21 protein-coding genes are annotated in these 19,847 nt (G+C 62.9%); 9 read left to right on the top strand and 12 right to left on the bottom strand.

The features are described 5' to 3' along the window. Positions 1 to 17: 17 nt before the first annotated feature. The 6 genes from MB818_RS13630 to MB818_RS13655 form a co-directional block, all read right to left on the bottom strand. Positions 18 to 1,652: an acyl-CoA synthetase gene (locus MB818_RS13630; protein ID WP_238905427.1), complete on the bottom strand. Its 1,635-nt coding sequence runs from the start codon at positions 1,650 to 1,652 to the stop codon at positions 18 to 20. A gap of 4 nt (positions 1,653 to 1,656) precedes the next feature. Then, positions 1,657 to 2,457 (bottom strand): enoyl-CoA hydratase, encoded by an 801-nt coding sequence (locus MB818_RS13635; RefSeq protein ID WP_234176112.1) that lies wholly within the window; start codon positions 2,455 to 2,457, stop codon positions 1,657 to 1,659. Positions 2,458 to 2,478: 21 nt separating this feature from the next. Beyond that, positions 2,479 to 2,928, bottom strand: coding sequence for an OsmC family protein (locus MB818_RS13640; protein WP_234136166.1), 450 nt, complete (start codon positions 2,926 to 2,928; stop codon positions 2,479 to 2,481). A 29-nt stretch (positions 2,929 to 2,957) separates the two neighbouring features. Further along, positions 2,958 to 4,100, bottom strand: coding sequence for a glycine cleavage T C-terminal barrel domain-containing protein (locus MB818_RS13645; protein ID WP_238905429.1), 1,143 nt, complete (start codon positions 4,098 to 4,100; stop codon positions 2,958 to 2,960). Between the two features lie 161 nt (positions 4,101 to 4,261). Next, complete coding sequence (locus tag MB818_RS13650; protein WP_238905494.1) at positions 4,262 to 4,753, bottom strand: Lrp/AsnC family transcriptional regulator; 492 nt, start codon at positions 4,751 to 4,753, stop codon at positions 4,262 to 4,264. A 197-nt stretch (positions 4,754 to 4,950) separates the two neighbouring features. Next, the gene (locus MB818_RS13655) at positions 4,951 to 6,201 is read right to left on the bottom strand and encodes an aminotransferase class V-fold PLP-dependent enzyme (RefSeq protein WP_234136168.1); all 1,251 of its coding nucleotides are present in this window, start codon (positions 6,199 to 6,201) and stop codon (positions 4,951 to 4,953) included. A 167-nt stretch (positions 6,202 to 6,368) separates the two neighbouring features. Between MB818_RS13655 and MB818_RS13660 the strand changes: the two genes are divergently transcribed. Further along, positions 6,369 to 6,998, top strand: coding sequence for a sulfotransferase family protein (locus MB818_RS13660; protein ID WP_234176108.1), 630 nt, complete (start codon positions 6,369 to 6,371; stop codon positions 6,996 to 6,998). Here the strand turns inward: MB818_RS13660 and MB818_RS13665 are convergent. Both MB818_RS13665 and MB818_RS13670 read right to left on the bottom strand, forming a co-directional pair. Next, on the bottom strand, positions 6,995 to 7,732 hold the full coding sequence (locus MB818_RS13665) for a creatininase family protein (protein WP_238905431.1): 738 nt from the start codon (positions 7,730 to 7,732) through the stop codon (positions 6,995 to 6,997). The genes MB818_RS13660 and MB818_RS13665 overlap by 4 nt on opposite strands. A gap of 77 nt (positions 7,733 to 7,809) precedes the next feature. Next, the gene (locus MB818_RS13670) at positions 7,810 to 8,580 is read right to left on the bottom strand and encodes a transporter substrate-binding domain-containing protein (RefSeq protein ID WP_234143553.1); all 771 of its coding nucleotides are present in this window, start codon (positions 8,578 to 8,580) and stop codon (positions 7,810 to 7,812) included. Between the two features lie 116 nt (positions 8,581 to 8,696). Here MB818_RS13670 and MB818_RS13675 point away from each other — a divergent pair, with 116 nt between their 5' ends. Genes MB818_RS13675 through MB818_RS13690 form a run of 4 tightly spaced genes read left to right on the top strand, consistent with a single transcriptional unit; the run spans position 8,697 to position 11,564 of the window. Continuing rightward, positions 8,697 to 9,428, top strand: a complete 732-nt coding sequence (locus MB818_RS13675) for an amino acid ABC transporter ATP-binding protein (RefSeq protein WP_238905433.1) — start codon at positions 8,697 to 8,699, stop codon at positions 9,426 to 9,428. After that, complete coding sequence (locus tag MB818_RS13680; protein WP_238905434.1) at positions 9,428 to 10,186, top strand: amino acid ABC transporter permease; 759 nt, start codon at positions 9,428 to 9,430, stop codon at positions 10,184 to 10,186. The genes MB818_RS13675 and MB818_RS13680 overlap by 1 nt, the downstream gene beginning before the upstream one ends. A 2-nt stretch (positions 10,187 to 10,188) precedes the next feature. Beyond that, a complete protein-coding gene (locus MB818_RS13685; RefSeq protein ID WP_234143556.1) occupies positions 10,189 to 10,530 on the top strand; it encodes a carboxymuconolactone decarboxylase family protein in 342 nt (113 codons plus the stop codon). Beyond that, a complete protein-coding gene (locus tag MB818_RS13690; RefSeq protein ID WP_234136175.1) occupies positions 10,530 to 11,564 on the top strand; it encodes an aromatic ring-hydroxylating dioxygenase subunit alpha in 1,035 nt (344 codons plus the stop codon). The genes MB818_RS13685 and MB818_RS13690 overlap by 1 nt, the downstream gene beginning before the upstream one ends. Here MB818_RS13690 and MB818_RS13695 read toward each other — a convergent pair. After that, a complete protein-coding gene (locus MB818_RS13695; protein ID WP_234215956.1) occupies positions 11,550 to 12,659 on the bottom strand; it encodes a hypothetical protein in 1,110 nt (369 codons plus the stop codon). The genes MB818_RS13690 and MB818_RS13695 overlap by 15 nt on opposite strands. A gap of 69 nt (positions 12,660 to 12,728) precedes the next feature. Between MB818_RS13695 and MB818_RS13700 the strand changes: the two genes are divergently transcribed. Continuing rightward, on the top strand, positions 12,729 to 13,313 hold the full coding sequence (locus tag MB818_RS13700) for a carboxymuconolactone decarboxylase family protein (protein WP_234136177.1): 585 nt from the start codon (positions 12,729 to 12,731) through the stop codon (positions 13,311 to 13,313). A 12-nt stretch (positions 13,314 to 13,325) separates the two neighbouring features. On the opposite strand, the gene MB818_RS13705 is transcribed toward MB818_RS13700, so the two are convergent. The 3 genes from MB818_RS13705 to MB818_RS13715 all read right to left on the bottom strand — a co-directional run bounded on the left by MB818_RS13705 (position 13,326) and on the right by MB818_RS13715 (position 16,567). Further along, complete coding sequence (locus MB818_RS13705; RefSeq protein WP_234136178.1) at positions 13,326 to 14,933, bottom strand: peptide chain release factor 3; 1,608 nt, start codon at positions 14,931 to 14,933, stop codon at positions 13,326 to 13,328. Between the two features lie 45 nt (positions 14,934 to 14,978). Next, a complete protein-coding gene (locus tag MB818_RS13710; RefSeq protein ID WP_238905436.1) occupies positions 14,979 to 15,422 on the bottom strand; it encodes a c-type cytochrome in 444 nt (147 codons plus the stop codon). A gap of 128 nt (positions 15,423 to 15,550) precedes the next feature. Further along, positions 15,551 to 16,567 carry a Hint domain-containing protein gene (locus MB818_RS13715; RefSeq protein ID WP_238905496.1) on the bottom strand — a complete coding sequence of 339 codons (1,017 nt, stop codon included), beginning with the start codon at positions 16,565 to 16,567 and terminating at the stop codon, positions 15,551 to 15,553. A gap of 168 nt (positions 16,568 to 16,735) precedes the next feature. Between MB818_RS13715 and MB818_RS13720 the strand changes: the two genes are divergently transcribed. The 3 genes from MB818_RS13720 (at position 16,736) to MB818_RS13730 (ending at position 19,835) form a co-directional block, all read left to right on the top strand. Then, the gene (locus tag MB818_RS13720) at positions 16,736 to 17,515 is read left to right on the top strand and encodes an SDR family oxidoreductase (protein ID WP_234166166.1); all 780 of its coding nucleotides are present in this window, start codon (positions 16,736 to 16,738) and stop codon (positions 17,513 to 17,515) included. A gap of 3 nt (positions 17,516 to 17,518) precedes the next feature. Continuing rightward, positions 17,519 to 18,625: a YhaZ family DNA alkylation repair protein gene (locus MB818_RS13725; protein WP_238905438.1), complete on the top strand. Its 1,107-nt coding sequence runs from the start codon at positions 17,519 to 17,521 to the stop codon at positions 18,623 to 18,625. A gap of 154 nt (positions 18,626 to 18,779) precedes the next feature. Beyond that, complete coding sequence (locus MB818_RS13730) at positions 18,780 to 19,835, top strand: methyltransferase domain-containing protein (RefSeq protein WP_234136181.1); 1,056 nt, start codon at positions 18,780 to 18,782, stop codon at positions 19,833 to 19,835. Positions 19,836 to 19,847: the final 12 nt, after the last annotated feature.

Raw genomic sequence — 19,847 nt, forward strand, 5'->3', positions numbered from 1 at the left:
TCTGTTCTATGTCGCTTTCAGCCGGCCAGATCCTGCGCCTGCTCGCGCAGGACGAATTTCTGGATCTTGCCGGTCGATGTTCTGGGAATCGCGGCAAAGACGAACCTGCCCGGTACCTTGTAAGGGGCTAGGTGCTGGCGGCACCAGTTGCGCAGCGTCTCGGCGTCGGCAGCCTGTCGGGGGGCAAGCTCGACAAAGGCACATGGGGTTTCACCCCATTTCTCGTGCGGCATAGCGACGACTGCGGCGACAGCGACGGCGGGGTGGCGGTAGAGCGCCTCCTCTACTTCGATCGACGAGATGTTCTCGCCGCCCGAGATGATGATGTCCTTGGAGCGGTCCTTGAGTTGTATGTAACCGTCGGGATGCACAACGCCCAGATCGCCGGAGTGGAACCAACCGCCCGCAAAGGCCTTTTTCGTGGCTTCGGGGTTACGGAAATAGCCCTTCATCACCACGTTGCCGCGGAACATGACCTCGCCCAGGGTCACGCCATCGCGTGGCACCGACCTCATCGTGTCCGGGTCCAGCACGTCAAGCCCCTCCAGCGGCAGGTAGCGTACGCCCTGGCGCGCCTTCAGCGTCGCCTGGCGCGCGGGCGGCAGGTCGGACCAGCTCTTGTGCCAATCGTTGACCACGGCGGGCCCATAGGTTTCCGTCAGCCCGTATAGATGTGTCACGTTGAAACCGGCCTGCTGCATGTCAGCCAGCAGCTTTTCGGGGGGCGGGGCGGCGGCGGTAAAGAACTGTACCGTCCGGTCAAGCGCGCGCTGCACGTCATCGGGGGCCGAGATCAGCAGCGACATGACGATCGGTGCACCGCACAGATGCGTGACGCCCTCATCGGCCAGTGCGTTCCAGATGGGTTCGGCCCTGACCTGACGTAGGCAGACATGGGTTCCGACGATGACAGACATCGTCCAGGGAAAGCACCAGCCGTTGCAATGAAACATCGGCAGTGTCCACAGATAGACGGCGTGCTTGGACATCGAAGTGGTCAGCGCGTTGCCTTGGGCCAGCAGATACGCGCCCCGGTGATGCGAGACGACGCCCTTGGGGTCGCCGGTGGTTCCCGAGGTATAGTTGATCGAGATCGCGTCCCACTCGTCTTCGGGCATCAGCCAGTCGAACTCGGGATCGCCGCTTGCTAGAAAGGCCTCGTAATCATTGGCAACGACAGGGTTTCGGGGGTCATCGAATTCCGGGTCGTCGCTTTGAATGACCCGTGGCGTGACCTTGGCGAGCGTCAGAGCCGCCTGCAAAAGCGGCATGAACTCGCCATCGACGATCACCAGTTTCGACATCGCGTGGTCGAGCTGGAAAGCGATGATTGCCGCGTCCAGTCTGGTGTTGATCGAATGCAGCACCGCGCCGCTCATCGGTATGCCGTAATGGCATTCCAGCATCGCCGGCGTGTTCGGCAACAGCGCCGACACGGTATCGCCGCGCCCGATCCCGTGTTGGGCCAGTGCCGACGCAAGCCTGCGCGACCGGGCGTAGAACTCGGCATAGTTGCGCCGTAGCGCACCATGCACGATTGCGATGTGCTGCGGAAACACGCTTGCCGCGCGCTCCAGAAAGCTCAGCGGAGTCAGCGGCTGATAGTTCGCCGGTGTCCGGTCCAGGTCGATGTTATAAGGGTTCTGCACCATGGGATCAGGCGTCCTGCCATTTGGGGCTGCGTTTCTCGATGAAGGCGCCGATGCCCTCTTCGGCGTCGCGGGCCATCATGTTGTCGACCATGACCTGCGAGGCATAGTCATAGGCCTGCGCCAGCGGCATCTCGCGCTGGGCGTAAAAGGCACGCTTGCCGGTGGCGAGCGTCAGCTGCGATTTCGAGGCGATCTTGGCGGCAATCTCCATCGTGGTGTCGCGCAAGGCCTCGGGCGCCACCACGCGGTTCACCAGCCCGAATGCCTCGGCGCGGGCGGCCGGGACCATGTCACCGGTCAGCAGCATCTCCATCGCGTGCTTGTTCGAGACATTACGCGACAGGGCCACCATGGGTGTCGAACAGAACAGCCCGATATGCACGCCCGGTGTGCTGAACCGCGCGGTGTCCGACGCGATGGCAAGATCACAGCTGGCGACCAGTTGGCATCCTGCCGCCGTTGCGATTCCGTCCACCTCGGCGATCACCGGTTTGGGGCAGGCAACGATAGCCTGCATCACGCCCGAGCACATCGCCATGACCTTGGAAAAATAGGCCCGGCCACGATCCGGTCCGGCGCGGCCTGCGGTCATTTCCTTCAGGTCATGGCCGGCGGAAAACACCGGTCCATTGGCTGCCAGCACGATAACCCGCACGCTGGTATCGGACCCTGCCGTGTCAAAGGCGGTGGCAAGCGCGTCGAGCATCGCTTCGGAGAGCGGGTTGCGGCGGGCCGCGTCATTCAAGGTCAGACGCAGAATGCCGTCGGGATCCAAGTCGCGCAGAAGGATATTGCCGGTTTGCATGTGTACGGGTTCTTTCAGGGGTCACAGGATATTGATTTCCACGCTATCGGCGAGCGTGTTGGCGATGAAGCAATAGCGATGGGCACGCTCCTGCATCTGGCCCAGTTCGGTGTCGCTGACCGAGAAACCGGTGTCGAAACGCACCACCGGGTGCAGGTCGATGCGCGTTACCGACATTTGCCCCTTGGGGTTCTTGCCCAGATGCGCCACGGCATAGTCGTGATAGCTGGCCACCGGCCAGCCTGCCTTGGCACAAAGCGCCAGGAAGGTCATCATGTGACAGCTCGACAGGGCCGAGGCCAAGGCCTGTTCGGGGTTGGTGTTGGCGGGATCTCCGCCCCAGTCAGGGGCGGAGTCCACGGTGACGTCATACTGGCTGTTGTATTGAACCACATGCGCGTTCGAATAGGCGCCGGTCTGCAAGACCGGGGTCGCCCGGTGCCAGTGCAGCTGAATCGCGAGATCGGACATGTCTGGTCACTCCCTTCCGGATCCGGCGCTCAGGCAGCGGCGATTTGCTTTTTCGGGTCGTAGAACGGGCGTTCGACCACGGTGGCGCGGGCCGGGCCGGATTTGGTCACGACCTCGACTTCGGTTCCCAGCGTGGCGTGTTCGACCGCTACCATCGCCAGCGCGATGTTCCGTTCCAGACGCGGAGAGTAAACCGCCGAAGTGACCTTGCCGATCGTTTCGCCACCCTTGTTGATCGCCCAGAAGGTGGTGTTGGGCCCGCTGAACGGGTCACAGTCGATAATCAGGCCAACCTGCTGGCGGGCAACGCCCTCTGTCTTGATGCGACGCAGCGCAGCCTTGCCGATGAACTCGGCTTCCATGTCCAGGTTCACCAGACGATCAAAGCCCAGTTCGAACGGGTTGGTGTGAATGTCCGCGTCGGCGTGATAGGACAGCATGCCGCCCTCGATCCGGCGGATCGACGAGGTGTGGCCGGGCTTCAGGCCAAAGGGCAGGCCGGCGGCCATGATCCGTTCCCACAGTGCGTCACCCATCGACCCGTCGCGCAGGTAGAGCTCGTAGCCAAGTTCACTCGACCATCCGGTGCGCGACACGATCAGCGGCATGCCGTCGAGATTCACCTCGCGCAGCCAGTAATACTTGAGATCCATGATGTCGTCGCCAAAGAGCGCGCGCATGATCTCGCCTGATTTCGGGCCTTGCAGCTGGAGCGGCGACACATCGGGTTCGCCGATGGTGACGTCCATACCCGAATGCACGGCAACACCCTGCGCCCAAAGCAGGATGTCGCTGTCGGCGAGCGAAATCCAGAAATGGTTCTCGGCCAACCGAAGCAGGATCGGATCGTTCAGGATGCCACCATCGGCATTGGTGATCAGGATGTACTTGCACTGACCCACGGCCATCTTGGTCAGGTCGCGCGGGGTAAGCATCTGGACAAAGCGCGCCGCGTCGGGTCCGGTGATCTCGACCTGCCGCTCGACCGCGACATCGCACAGGATCGCGTCATTCACCAGGTTCCAGAAATTCTGTTCCGGGTTCCCGAAATCGCGCGGAATGTACATGTGGTTGTAGACCGAGAAACCTTTTGCACCCCAACGCACTGTGGCGTCGAAATAAGGAGATTTCCGGATTTGGGTGCCGAAGCCGAAATCGTCTGCCTGGGTCATGTCTGTCGCCTTTTTGCACGGGACCGGTGTGATTGGCCGGTGTGGAAAACTGACGAGTGTCTAGTCCGAGACTTGGCAGGGATGTGGTCTGAAAAACGCGTTTCACTCAGTCTGAACGGACTGTTTTCGCCACCGGTTCCGGACCGTTCAGACGCGCGATGTCAGTTCGCGGCACGCGCTAACAGCATTGCGACACCGGGCGGCTGCGACTTGATTCTGCGGGTGGCGATATAGGTCATGTAGCGGTCGATCCCGAGATCCGCCGCCAGCAACTGCTCCATCAAATCCTGAAACGCGGCGAGATTGGCGGTGAACACGTGCATCACGTAGTCCATCCCGCCTCCGGTTGCGACACAATGGGTGATTTCGTCGATACCCTTGATCAGGGCCTCGAAGCGATCGAAATCGGCCTTGCGGTGATGGCTGAGCGAAACCGTGACGATCACCTGGGTAAAATCGACAACCCGGTCCAGCGCAATATCCGCATGATAGCCAAGTATGAAGCCTGCCTCTCGCAACCTTGTCAAACGCGCCCAGCAAGGCGTGGGTGACAGGTTGACGATCTCGGCCAGTCTGGTCTTGCTAAGCTGGCCGTGTTTCTGCACCGCACTGAGGATGCGAATATCGGTTGCATCAAGGCCAGGTTTCTTCATCATTCTTGGCTTTCTTCATCAGGTGCCAAAGCATTCCCCAAGCACACCGCCGTGGCAACCGCTGAATGCCGCGGGCTTTGCGGTGATAGCTTTTCCAGCTGCGCCCGTTTCACGGTCGCGCTACAGCGATTGCGCCGCCGACCCGGCCATAATGCACGGTTCGTGTCCGGGGGCGTGCAGCCCCCGGTCCATGTGCGTCAGGCCGCGATGCTTTTCACAACGGCAAGGAATTGGGCGACTTCCTGGATGCTGTTGTAATGGCACATCGACACGCGCACGCAGCTGTCCATGCCCAGCGGGGTCAGGATGTTGCCCGAGTAGTGGTCTGCCTTTCTCAGGTGGGTGCGAATGCCCTGTTCGTTCAGCGCCCTGACCACATCCACCGAGGGCACGCCCTCGACCCGCAGCGACACGAGACCTTCGCGCGCGGGGTTGTCGGCGCCCCCCAGGATGGTCACTTTCTCCATCTCCGCCAGGCCGGACAGGTTGCCGGTGCCATGGATCATGGCATCGGTCAGCGCCTTTTCCTGGTCATGGATCGCATCGGACGCCGCCTTGAACTTGCCCCGCCGGTCGGTGGCATCGCTGACCTCGCCGCCCAGCCATTCGAAATAGGAAACGACGTCCGACATGGTCGCATAGGCACCGGTGTCGCGGGTGCCCATTTCCCAGTTGTCTTCCGGCCCGTCGAGCAGCGCGTTATGGGGCAGGCGGGTCAACCGGTCCGAGATCCAGGCAACCCCGTAGCCATGGCGCGAGAACACTTTGTAAGGCGAGATCACGTATCCATCCACGTCATGGTCGGTCAGGTCGATGCCGCCATGGGCCGCGTGCTGAATGCCGTCGACGATGATGATGCAATCGGGGGCCACCGCGCGGATCGCGCGGCTGATGGCGGTCACATCCACGCCCATGCCCGTCACGGGCGAGGTATGTATGATCGTGGCTACCCTGGTGTCCGGGGTGATGGCGGCGGCATAGGCATCGGCCCCGATCGTGCCGGTGGCGTTGTCATGTGGGATCAGAACATGCTGCTGACCGGCGATGCGCGCCCAGCGGTCACAGGCCGAGCGCGAGGCGGGGTGTTCCAGCGTCGATCCCAGAACCTTGCCCGTACCGGTACCCAGACAGGCGTTCATGATCAGGCGGAACAGCAATTCGGTGCCGCTTTCCCCTACAAAGAACTGGCCTCCGGGGGCGTTCATGAAATCGGCCATGTCCTGCCTGGCCTTGTTGATCGTCGCCACCAGTGCATGACTGCCGGGATTGTCGCGTCCCTGGTTGTCGGGGATGGCGGCATGGATGGCAGAGCTTTCCAGGACGGATTTCAGCGTCAACGCACCACCGGCGTTTTCAAAGAAGATGCGGCGCCCCTGCACCGGGCAGCTTTCGACCTGGGCAAAACGGTCACGGATTTGCGCCAAAAGGGGATCGGATATCTGGGTCATCTGAGGGGTCAGGCTCCTGAATCGGGTGCTTCGGGCAACTTAGGGGATCCCTCGTCGCATGACATCCAGAGAAGTGATGCTCATCTGCCATTTCAAGAATAGATTGCCAGCCGCGTTTTCGCGCCCCATGCTTGGCTGACATGGCTTCGGTTGAAGGAGAGATACCGATGGCACTGGAAATCATCGGCGCCGGTTTTGGGCGGACAGGCACCGACTCCCTGAGAGCAGCATTGACGATCCTCGGCTTCGGTCCCTGCCACCATATGTACGAGATCCGCGACAATCCGGAAAAGATAGAACCATGGCACGATCATTTCTGCGGCGGCGCTCCGCTGGATCTGGACGTGCTTTTCGACGGGTACCGGTCGCAGGTCGACTGGCCCGGTGCACATTTGTGGCGCGAGTCGGCCGAAAGATACCCCGATGCCAAGGTGATCCTGTCGGTTCGTGACGCCGAAGGCTGGTACAATTCCTACTCAAAGACCATCAAGGCCTTTCGCGAGACGGAGATGCCACCGGAGGCCGTACATCAGCGACGCATGCAGGAATTCATCGAAGTGTTTCTCGCAGACCGCTTCGATAGTCGCGAGCGGGCCATTGCCGAATTCCATCGGCATGTCGCCGAGGTGAAATCCGCAATCCCCGCGGATCGCCTGCTGGTCTATGAGCTTGGAACGGGTTGGGAACCGCTGTGTGCGTTCCTCGGGGTCCCGGTCCCGGAGCAAGACTATCCGCATACCAACTCTTCGGCGGCCTTTCGGCAGAACAATATCGGTTTGGACGGCACCCAGAGCTAGGTCCGGGGGGCCGAGACCAGGGCCTGATAGTCGGCGGCAACCCCTCTGGCCGCTGCCTGCAACAGCTGTGCGCCGTATTCCGGGGTGGCAAGCGCCGAATGAGAGCCGACCCGGCCATCGGGAAACTCGCGCCGGTGCAGGTCGGGGGGGCCATGCCGGTCGCCGGCCCGGCTGGCGATGTCCTCGGCCGTCAGCAGGCGGGGTGGGGTGGCCGCGGCACCCGGCGCCACGCGCCGGCCCAGGAATTGCGTGATCGAGATTTCCGCAGGCGTGGCGTGCATGCCCTCCCACTGTCCAAAGAACGACTGGCGCAGGGCGTTGACCTCGTCGAACTCCCACCAACTGCGGATGTGCACCGTGTCGAGAGATCGGGCAACGTGGCGCATCGGTGCCAGGTTCGCCCCATGCGCGTTCAGGACATAGACCCGGCGGAACCCCTGCGCCTGAAGCCCGCTCACGATCTCGGCGAAAAGGTCGGCAAAGAGCTGTTCGGAAATCGATACGGTGCCGGGAAACCCGGTGTTGAACGGCGCGGGGGTATAGGCCAGCGTCGGCGCCACAAAGGTCGCGACGATCTCTGCCGCCGCCTCGGCAATCGTCCGCGCACAGGTGGCGTCCGTCCCGATCAGGCCCATCGGGCCATGCTGCTCGGTCGAGCCGACCGGCAGAATGATTCCGTCATGATCGGCCAGATAGGCCTCCACCTCGGGCCAGGTCGCGTGATCCAGTCGCATGTTTCCACCTGTCCGATTGAAAAGGGGGCATGGATCATGCCCCCGTCACATTGACCTCGCGACCGCTTACGCGGCGCTCAGAGGCCCCACTTGGCCTTGGTCGCTTCGAAAAACCCCTTGGCCTGTTTCACCTTGACCCAGTTGTTGACGTAGTTGATCCACACCTGATCGTCCTGCGGCAACAGCATCGCGATCGGCGAGGGCGAGCGCGGCTCGGTATTGGGAACCTGCACCACGCCATGCTTGGCCTTGAGCGTCGAGCCTTCGATGTTGGAGGTGATGAACACATCCGCGCGTCCGGCCAGAACCTCCTGGAAACCACGGGCCGGGGCCTCGACAACCTTGATGTCGGCATTGGGGAACCATTCGCGGGCCAGTGCCTCGAATGTGGTGCCCAGCGTGGTGGCTACCTTCACATTGGGCTGGTTGATGCTGTCATAGCCATCGAAATCACCGGCCTTCGACGGGATGGTAAAGGGCATGATCTCGACCGCGATATAGCTCTCCGAGAACCCGGCGACCTTCATCCGGGGCGGGCTGATCGAGGCGGATCCGGTCATGTGGTACTTGCCGGCAACCACCCCATTGACCAGCGTTTTCCAGTCGGTCGGCACGAACTCGACCGTGACGCCCAGATCGTTGGCCAGTTCGTTGGCAACATCGATATCGAAGCCCTTGTAACTGTTCGTGGCCGGGTCGCGGACCGACATCGGGTTCCAGTCCCCGGTGGTGCCGAATTTCAGAACGCCGCTGTCGAGGATATCGTTCAGCGCGGATTGCGCCTGTGCCGCAGCAGCCAGGCCAAGGCTCAGAACGCCCGCCGCGGCGATTGTCATCCAGTGTTTCATGGTCGTCTCCCTGTTTCTCGCGCTAGTTTTTTTGAACGCTTTGACACTTGAACTTGTGGCCATTCCCCTTCAGCCTCAAGAAAAATCTTCCCGCAGGGGAGGGCCGGGGAGGGGAAATGACCGATATCGCCATCGAAATGGTCAGTGTAAACAAATGGTTCAGCGATTTTCACGTGCTGAAAGATATCGACCTGACGGTGAAAAGTGGCGAGCGGGTGGTGATCTGCGGCCCAAGCGGATCGGGCAAATCCACGGTGGTCCGGTGCATCAACCGGCTAGAAACCCATCAAAAAGGCAGCATCCGCATCTATGGATCTGAGGTGACCGAGCGCCCCGAGGATCTGCGCGGCGATGTCGGCATGGTGTTCCAGCAGTTCAACCTGTTCCCGCATCTGAGCGTGCTGGAGAACCTGACGCTTGGCCCTATGAAGTCGCGCGGTTTGAGCCGCGCCGAGGCCGAGGACCGGGCGCGCCGTTATCTGGAGCGGGTGAAAATCCCCGAACAGGCTGACAAGCGCCCCGGTCAGCTGTCCGGTGGTCAGCAACAGCGTGTCGCCATTGCCCGCAGCCTGTGCATGGAGCCCAAGGTGATGCTGTTCGACGAGCCGACTTCGGCGCTGGATCCGGAAATGATCTCGGAGGTGCTGGACGTGATGGTCGAACTTGCCGAGGAGGGCATGACCATGATCGTGGTGACGCACGAGATGGGCTTTGCCCGCAAGGTCGCCGACAAGATGGTGTTCATGGATGCGGGCGAGATCGTTGAAACCGGGGCGCCTGCCGAGTTCTTTGGCAACCCGAAATCGCGCCGCTGCCAGACCTTCCTTAGCCAGATACTGAGCCACTGATGCGCCTTCTTCTTCCCCTTGCCGCGCTGGCCCTGCTGTCGGGCTGTTCATCGTCCACGACCTGGGGCTGGTATGTGATCAACCCCTGGACACCGTCGGGCTGGGTCAACATCAAGTTCCTGATCGGCGGCATGGGGGCGACGATCCTGATCTCGGTCATCGCGGCGGTGCTCTCCATCGTCCTGGGTCTGCTCGTCGCGCTGCCCGGCCTGTCGTCGCGCTGGTATGTCCGGCTGATCAACCGCGTTTATGTCGAGTTCGTCCGGGCGATCCCGCTCTTGCCCATGCTGTTCTGGGTGTTCTACGGCCTGCCGATCATCTTCCGCTCGATGGGGCTGGATATCCCGATCGACCCGTTCTGGGGCGCGATCATCACGCTGGCGATTTCGGACAGCGCGTTTACCGCCGAGATCTATCGGGCCGGGATCCAGTCCATCGCGCGGGGGCAGACCGAGGCGGCCCAGACCATCGGGCTGAACTACCTTCAGACCATGCGCTATGTGATCCTGCCGCAGGCGATCCGGCGCATCCTGCCGCCGCTTGCGAACCAGTTCATCTATATCGTCAAGATGTCGGCCTTTGCCTCGGTGATCGGCATGCAGGAACTGACCCGGCGGGCCAACGAACTGGTGGTGACCGAGTATCGACCGCTGGAAATCTATACGTTGCTGATCCTCGAATATCTGGTTCTGGTGCTGGTGATCAGCGCAGGCGTGCGGTGGCTGGAACGCCGCATGGGGTCGGACGAAAGGGGATAGGAATGGACTGGGAAGCCTTCATGGACGGAATCGTTGCGGATATCGCGGTGCTGAACCCCGAGATACCCGAGACGGTCAAGGGGTTCGGAATCATGGGCGCCGCCGCCAAGAAATCCGGCGCGCTCGACGAAAAGACCAAGGAGATCATGGCGCTGGGCATCGCCATCGCAACCCGCTGCGACAGTTGCATCGGGTTTCATGTCAAATCCCTGATCCGCCTTGGCCTGACCCGGCCTGAACTGTGCGAGGCGCTGGCCATGGCGACCTATATGGGCGGCGGGCCGTCCTATGCCTATTCCGCCAAGGCGCTCAAGGCCTATGACACGTTCAAGGGAGGCAGCTGATGCAATCGGACCGTTTCATCCGCAACACCTGGTATGTCGCCGGGCGCAGCGAAGATTTCACCGACCGGCTCAAACCGCTCAGGCTGCTGGATGAGGCGATCGTATTCTACCGGAAAACCGATGGAACCCCGGCCGCGCTGGAGGATGCCTGCCCGCACCGGAAACTGCCGCTGTCGATGGGCAATCTCAAGGGCGATACGGTGGAATGCGGCTATCACGGGCTGACCTTCGATTGCTCGGGGGCCTGTGTCTCGGCCCCGACCCAGGGCGACCCGATCCCCAAACGCGCCCGCGTGCGCAGCTATCCGGTTGCGGATCGCTATGGGTTTCTCTGGATCTGGATGGGCGACCGGGAACCGGGACCGATCATGGAGATCCCCAATTTCGACAATCCCGCCTGGGGCCGGACCGAGCGTGGCGCGCTCGATATTGCCTGCAACTATCTCTACGTGATTGACAACCTGCTTGATCCCAGCCACGTCGCCTGGGTCCATGTCACCAGCTTTGCCGGGGCAGGGACCGACAGCCGCCCGCTGGATATCGAAGAGCTGGACGACGGGGTCATCGTGTCGCGCTGGATCATGGCGGAACCGGCGCCGCCCTATTACCGGGCGATGCTGGCCTTTGGCGACAATACCGACCGCAAGCAGCATTACGAATGCCGCCTGCCATCCACCGCGATCAACATGAGCGTTTACACCCGCGCGGGCACCGGCGGGCCCGACGCCATCCTGCCCGACGACGCCTATCTGAACATCTCCTATAACTTCATCACGCCGGTCGATGCCGACAATTCGCTGTATTTCTGGTTTCAGCACCGCAACACCGATCCGGGCGACGAGGCCATCAACAAGCGGATGTTCGAAGGCGCGACGATGGCATTCAACGAGGACAAGGCGGTGCTGGAGGCGGTGCATGAGGGCATGAAAAACCGCAAGACGCCTTATATGAACCTCGGTCTGGATGCCGGTGCGATGCGGTTCCGGTCCAAGGTGGACAAGGTGATTGCCGCCGAGACCTCAGACGAAGCTTAAGGCCCCCTCCGGCCCAAGCCCGCAGTCTTGCGCGGGCGCGTCATAAGCGGCGCGCAGCTCCGGGTGACGGTCGAGGATCTCGGTTGCCCCCGGAATGGCCTCGGGCACCAGCCGACCGGCCTGCCACAGGGCGATACCGTCGGCGGTGATTGTCGGGTCGAGGATGTTGAGCGAGATCTCACCCGGCGCATAGGCGCCGCAGGTATGCACGTGCAACAGCCGCGGGTTGCCAAAGGCGCTGCCGCTCCAGCGTTCGAAACTGTCCCGCGCCGGGTCCCGGAACGCACAACCGGGATGGATGCCGCAATGCCAGGAATGGACGAAATAGGGGTCGATACCGTATCTTTCACCGATCCCGCGATAATGCGCCCTGGCGCGGGCCACATCCGATGTGGTGCCGGAAAACCCGGTGATCCGGTTGCCTTCGATTTCGACGAACAGCACGTCCTCAAGCGCACAGGCATAGGGCTGATAGAAGCGTGATCCCGTTCCGACCAGGAACCCACGTTGCGCGATCCGGCCGCTGAAGTTCATGGCAGGCACCGGGGAATGCACCGACAGCGGAAACCGGATCGTGTTGGTGTCCTTGGGCTTTGCGTCAATCGGCGCGACATGGCCGGTGAAATCGGTTCCGGCAGGGCAGGTGACCGTTATGCTCCGGGCCTGTCCCATCGCGTTGTCGATACGGTCGCGCAGTTGCACCATCGCCGCGTGGTCCAGCCGACCAAAACCCGATCCCAGCATGATCCCGTCCAGCGCATAGCACACGATGGCGCGTATGGCGCCCGGCAGGTCCTGAAACCTGAGCTGATCGCCCAGCCGCGCCAGAAACACGGTCAGATCCGCCGCCCGCATCGCGGTGACCAGCGCCTCGTCCGGCGCGGTCGCGGTTTCCGTGAACGGGGCCTGAACGACCGTGGCACGGATCCCGAGACTTGCCGCCGCTTGCGTCAGCCCATCCACGATGCATTCGCGGTAGTATCCGAGACCCGGCGGTTCGCGCACGATCAAGACCGAGTCCCCGGCCGACAAGCCGCCGCACCGGGTCAGCAGGTTGACCGCTCCGGCGTGCAGGTTTTCCTTATGGTCAAGCATATTGGCCTCTTGCATGCGAAGATGCTAGCAAGGGCTGCTGGCGTTGAACAGCGGCAAGGGAGATACGAGATGAGCGCTTGGATCGAGATGATCGGGGATGACGCGGCGGATGGGCGCCTGAAAGAGCTGCTCGACCGGGCGCGCACGCCCCATGGCACGGTCGACACCGTGATGCGGGTGCATTCGCTGCGCCCCGAAACGATGAACGGTCATGTCACCTTGTATCGCTCGGTCCTGCACTCCGACGACAATACCTTGCCGTTCTGGTTTCTCGAAGTCGTGGCCAGCTATACCTCGATCCTGAACGACTGTACCTATTCGCTGACCCATCATTTCATGAACGTGCGCAACCTGCTCCGGGATCAGCCGCGATCCGACCGCATTTTCATCGCGCTCAAGGCGCAGCGCCCCGAGGACGTGTTCGAGGGCAAGGAACTGGCCCTGTTGCGCTATGCCGCCAAGCTGACCACCGGGGTCGGCAGGATGGTCAGATCGGATTTCGAGGCGCTGAAACTGGCAGGCTGCGACGATGGCGAGATCCTGGAGGTCAACCAGGTCTGCGCCTATTTCAACTATTCGAACCGCTTGCTGAACGGTCTGGGTTGCACGACCGACGGCGATGTCATCGGCTATTACAAGGGCGACGAGGGCTAGGCCCGCCGCCGGTCAGACCATCATCTCCTTGGTCGCGGTCAGCTTCAGCTCGGGGTAATCGCGGATCACCCGGTCGATATCCCATTGCAGCCGCGTCAGATAGACAACGTCGCCGTCATGGTCATGGGCGATATGCTGCTTGTTGGCGTTGATGAACTTGTCCATCGCCGCCTTGTCGCCCGCGACCCAGCGGGCGCTGGTGAATTGCGAGCCGTCGAACCGCACCGGCAGGCCATATTCCAGCTCGATCCGGCTGGCCAGCACCTCGAATTGCAGCGCGCCAACGACGCCCACGATAAAGCCCGAGCCGATCATCGGCTTGAACACCTTGGCGGCGCCTTCCTCGGCAAATTGCATCAGCGCCTTTTCCAGGTGCTTGGCCTTCATCGGGTCGCCCGCGCGTACGCCCTGCAACAGTTCCGGCGCGAACGAGGGGATGCCGGTCACCCGCAGCGCCTCGCCCTCGGTCAGGGTGTCGCCGATGCGCAATTGCCCGTGGTTGGGGATGCCGATGATATCGCCGGCCCAGGCCTCGTCCGCCAGTTCCCGGTCCGAGGCGAGGAACAGCACCGGGTTCGATACCGCCATCGGTTTCTTGGTGCGCACATGGGTCAGCTTCATGCCGCGCTTGAAATGTCCCGAGGCCATGCGGACAAAGGCAACCCGGTCACGATGCTTGGGGTCCATGTTCGCCTGAACCTTGAAGACGAACCCGGAAACCTTTGGTTCCTCGGGCGAAATCTTCCTTGGCTCGGCGCTTTGCACCTGGGGTTCCGGACCGTAATTGCCGATCCCGTCCATCAGTTCCTTGACCCCGAACGAGTTGATCGCCGAGCCGAACCAGATCGGTGTCATATGGCCTTCGAGCACTGCCTGCGGATCGAGCGCGGGCAAAAGCTCGCGGGCCATTTCCAGTTCCTCGTGCAGCTTCTCCAGAAGATGCGCGGGCACGTGCTGCGCCAGCTTGGGGTCGTCAAGCCCATTAATTTCAATGCTTTCTGCAACCTTGTTACGGTCGGCGCGGTCCATCAGTTCCAGCCGGTCGCGCAGGATGTCGTAACAGCCGATGAAATCGCGGCCCTGGCCGATGGGCCAGCTTGCGGGCGTCACGTCGATCGCCAGCATCTCCTGGATCTCGTCGATGATCTCGAACGTGTCGCGGCTTTCGCGGTCCATCTTGTTGCAGAAGGTCAGGATCGGCAGGTCGCGCAGGCGGCAGACCTCGAACAGTTTCTGCGTCTGGCTCTCGACCCCCTTGGCGCCGTCGATCACCATCACCGCCGCATCCACCGCCGTCAGCGTGCGATAGGTGTCCTCGGAAAAGTCCGAGTGGCCGGGCGTGTCGACAAGATTGAACCGGAACGTCTTGTAATCGAACGACATTGCCGAGGCCGAGACCGAGATGCCCCGGTCCTTTTCCATCTGCATGAAGTCCGAGCGCGTGCGCCGTGCCTCGCCCTTGGCGCGCACCTGTCCGGCCATCTGGATCGCGCCGCCGAACAGCAGGAACTTTTCGGTCAGCGTGGTCTTGCCCGCATCGGGATGCGAGATGATGGCAAAGGTGCGGCGCCGCGCGATCTCGGGCGGCAAAGCAGGGCGGTTCGAGGCGATATCCAACATGCAGGCGCGTATATCAGGTTGCGCCGCCCTTGCAAGAATGCGCGTTTATGAGGGTTTGCGGAAATCCTGGTGACAGGATTTGCAGGTGCCGCCGATCCGGGCGAGCGCCGGTTTCAGATCGGCCTCGGTCTCGATGGTTCCGGCCGCCTCGGCGGCGGCCAGTGTCAGTGCCTCGGACCTCTGGCCGAAGGTGTCGAAATCCTGCCAGATCGCGGGCAGGGCCTCGGATTTCGGATCGTGCTCTTCGGCCATGAAAAGGGTCGGCACGCTGGCGGCGTGGGCGGCAATGGCGGCGGCGGCGGCCCGGGCCTCGTCAGCATCGAACGCAGCCTCGCCCTTGGCCATGGCGCCCAGGATCTTGGTATTGTCGGCGATCTGCATCATCGCGTGCATCCGCGCCTTGACCGCCGGGTTGCTGACGCCGCTATGGGCCAGCGCCGCGCTTGCGGTAAACAGGGCGACAAAAAGGGGGAAGGGGCGCAACGGCATGAGGCTTCTCCTGTTCACGGGTCGCGGCAGGATAAGCAGAGAGGGCAACAGGTCAAGACGCAGGGGGCGTCGTGGCGGTCGCGATGCCGTGAGCGACCCGGCCAGACAGATCAACGCTGGCGTGACGCTCAGCGTTTGGTCGAGGCGCGTTTCAAGAGGTCGATTGCATCGGGCCGGTCGAGCAGCGCCTTGGCCACATCCATCCCGTGTCCCTCGCCACTTGCATGCTGATCCAGCAGCGGGCTGACCTGTTCCAGCATCTCTTGCGGCAGGGTGGGCCGGGTGCGCGGGTCGAGCAGCATGGTTTCGGCCGCGATCCCCTCGGCATAGATGATGTGATGGCGGTCGAACAGCAGCTGGAAATAGTCGACAAAACCGCCCTCTTGCACGAACACGGTATCGCCATTGACCAGATGCCGGGCCTTGACCAGCAGTTCCGGCCGGCCGACGCCGATCTCGTCACGGCGCTGATAGACAAAGAGCCGGTGATCGGGGCTGACCACCAAGTCATTTTCATTGTTCAGCGTGCCGGCGCGGATCACGATGGGGGCAAATTCGCCCATTGCCCGCACCGTGGTCTGACCGATCCAGCGCACCTCGCGCACACCGTCGTCACGGGTCAGCACCCGGTCGCCGACCTTCAGGTCCTCGATGCGGACCTGCGCGCCTGACCCCAGCGTGATATGGGTGCCACGGGTGAACGAGACACAGGCGACCTGGGCGAATTTCTGGCCTGCGCGGTCGCGGTCAACGCCCACCAGCGTATAGTCGGTCTTGGGCAGCAGAGGTGCCAGCGGCAACAGGTAGAGCTCGGCGATATGGCCGGTCGTGTCGAGTTCGACCAGCACGATGGCGTCGGTGGTATGGCCGTCGGGACTCATCAGGCTCAGCGCGCAATCCAGATGCAGCGCGGCGCCCGGCTGCCCGGTCTCGGTGTCCCCGGCGATCCGGAACCCGCCGTCCTCCATGGCCTCGATACCCAGCCGCCAGGTCCGCGCGTCTGTCGCCATGCCATAGACATCGTCCAGCATCAGCTCGTCCATCGGGGCAACCGCATCGCCCAGATTGGCGCCATTGGTCACCGAGAAATCCTCGGCAAGGTAAACGGGAACGGATTGGATCGGGGCGTATCGGGTCACGGAGATGGTCCGGATGTTGGTTAACAGGGTACCGGTTGAAAGAAAGTCTAGCACCCGGTTGGACGCTTCAACAGAGCATGCACCGAAAATGTGGCGTGGATCCGCCGCTCGGGTGGTGAAGTGCGGGCAAATGATGTTAGCTCCGGACAACAGAGCATGAGGGGAGAACGCGATATGGATCTGGGGATTTCCGGCAAGCGGGCGCTGGTCTGCGCCTCGTCCAAGGGTTTGGGCCTGGGCTGTGCCAAGGCGCTGGCGGCGGCAGGTGTCGATCTGGTGATGAACGCGCGCGGCGCCGACGCGCTGGAGGCGGCAGCCGAGGCGATTCGCGGCGCGCATGGGGTGACCGTGACCACCGTCGCCTGCGACGTCACCTCCGAGGCGGGTCAGGCGCAGGTGATCGAGGCGGCCCAGGGTGTCGATATCCTGGTCACCAATGCGGGCGGCCCGCCGCCGGGCCTGTGGTCGGACTGGGACCGCGACGATTTCATCCGCGCGCTGGACGCCAACATGTTGACGCCCATCGCCTTTATGAAGGCGCTGTTGCCCGGCATGATCGACAAGGGCTGGGGCCGGGTGGTCAACATCACCTCGCAATCGGTGCGCGCGCCGATCCCGGCGCTGGGCCTGTCCAACGCCGCCCGCACCGGTCTGACGGGCTATGTCGCGGGCACCTCGCGTCAGGTGGCGCCACATGGCGTGACGATCAACAACCTGCTGCCCGGCATCCATGCCACCGACCGCGCCAATGCGCTGGACGGCCCGGTGGCAGAGCAAAAGGGCATCTCGCTTGACGCCGCGCGGGCCGAGCGCGCCGCCACCATTCCCGCCCGGCGCTATGGCACGCCCGAGGAATTTGGCGCCGCCTGCGCCTTTCTCTGCTCGCAGCATGCGGGGTTCATCGTCGGCCAGAACCTGCTGCTGGATGGCGGCGGCACCAATCTGACGATGTAAGGCATGACGCAGGGGTTTTCGCTCAAGGATCAGCTCTTCAACGCGGACAAGGTGGCCTATCTGGCCGGGTTGTTCGACGGTCCCGGCTTTGACGCGCCCGGGTTTCAGGCGCGGGTGATGGCGCGGTTGCCCGAGCTGGAACTGAAGGCGCGGATCGACTGGATAGCGGCCTGCCTGGCCGAGGCTGTGCCGGGCGAATTGCCCGAGGTGGCGCCGGTGATCCTGCGGGCGCTGCCGCCGCCACTGGATCCGACGCTGTCAGATGATGATTTCGGCGATTTCATCTTTGCCCCGCTGGGGGAATGGGTCGCGGCGGTGGGGATAGAGCATCCCGACCTTGCGCTTGATGTGCTGGCAGAGCTGACGCAGCGGTTTTCGATGGAATGGGCGATCCGCCCCTTTCTGAACCGCTGGCCGGATCAGGTGCTGGCACGGATGGAGCTGTGGTGCGATCACGACAGCTATCACGTGCGCCGGCTCACCAGCGAAGGCACCCGCCCGCGGCTGCCCTGGGGGTTGGGCGTGTCACTGGATCTGGAGGCGGCGCTGCCGTTGCTTGATCGGTTGCACGGCGATCCCACCCGCTATGTCACCCGCTCGGTTGCCAATCACCTCAACGATATCTCCAAGAAGGCCCCCGATCTGGTGCTGACCCGGCTGGCGGACTGGCGCGAGGCGGGGCGGCAACGGCCCGAGGAGCTCAGCTGGATGACCGGTCACGCGCTGCGCGGTCTGGTCAAGGCAGGGCACCCGGGCGCCATGGCGGCACTGGGCTATGATCCCGACGCGGCACTTGACGTGGCGCTGAACCTGCCCGGAGAGGCCCGGATCGGCGACGCGGTCGAGATCGGCGTGACCCTGAGCGGCGCGTTGGACGTGCCGGTGCTGGTCGACTATATCGTGCATTTCCAGCGCCCAGGCGGCAAGATCTCGGCCAAGGTTCACAAGTTGAAACAGGGGCGGCTGAGCGGCGGGCGTCTGCATCTGTCCAAGCTTCACAAGCTGAAGGGAGACGCCAGCACCTTTACCCTGGTGCCCGGACCCCACCGGGTCGAGGTGCAGGTCAATGGGCGGGTACGCGCCGCCGGAAGCTTTGCCCTGCTTGAGTGAGCGGGCAGGGGGCGCTGCCCCCGTCCTGCGGACTCCCCCGGAGTATTTTGGGCGAAATGAAGGGCGATCACGCTTGGTTCAGAGAGGGTGCGGCGCCGTTGTCTATGTTTGCGGCGCGGGTTAGGTCAGGGACGGATGGCCAGGAGGGTGTGACATGACTCACGAAGCAGTGCAGAGCTATTATGGAGAGGTGCTGCAAAGCAGCGCCGATTTGCAGACCAATGCATGTTGTACCCCCGACGCGGTGCCTGCGCATCTGAAGCCGGTGTTGGGCAAGCTGCATGACGAGGTGATGGCGCGCTATTACGGTTGCGGGCTGATCGCGCCGCTGGCGCTGGAGGGCGCGCGCATCCTCGATCTGGGCTGTGGTGCCGGGCGCGATGTCTATGCGCTGTCGGCGCTGGTGGGCGAAAGCGGCGCGGTGATCGGCGTCGATATGACGCCCGCGCAGCTGGCGGTGGCGCGGTCCCATCAGGCTTATCATGCCGAGGTATTCGGTCACGGCGCGCCCAATACCGCGTTTCACCAGGGTTATATCGAAAAGCTGGACGAGTTGCCGCTGGAGCCTGGCTCGTTCGACATCATCGTGTCGAACTGCGTGCTCAATCTTGCTACCGACAAGGCGGCGGTGCTGCGTGGTGCGCAGCGGCTGTTGAAGCCGGGAGGCGAGATGTATTTCTCGGATGTCTATGCCGACCGGCGCATCCCCGAGGCGCTGGCGCGCGACGAGGTGCTATATGGCGAATGCCTGTCGGGGGCGCTTTACTGGAACGATTTCCTGACCCTGGCGCGCGGTGCCGGTTTCGGCGATCCGCGCATGGTCGAAAGCCGGTTGCTGACCATCGAGAACCCTGAGCTGGAACGCCGCGTCGGCCCGATCCGCTTTCTGTCGGCGACCTACCGGCTGTTCAACCTTGCCGGGCTTGAGCCTGATTGCGAGGATTACGGACAGGCGGTGATCTACAAGGGCACGGTGCCGCATGCGCCGCATGAGTTCGTGCTGGATGATCATCACGTCATCGAGACCGGCAAGGTGTTTCCGGTTTGCGGCAACACATGGCGGATGCTGGCCGAGACACGGTTTGCGCCGCATTTCCAGTTCATCGGCGATTTCTCGACCCATTACGGCATCTTTGCCGGATGCGGTGGCGCGTCGCCGTTCAACGGGCTTGAGGCCGCGGCGCCCGCGGTATCCGGTGGCTGCTGCTGACGCGTCCCGCCT

This window comes from Ruegeria alba (assembly GCF_022321465.1).
Taxonomy (GTDB): domain Bacteria; phylum Pseudomonadota; class Alphaproteobacteria; order Rhodobacterales; family Rhodobacteraceae; genus Ruegeria_B; species Ruegeria_B alba.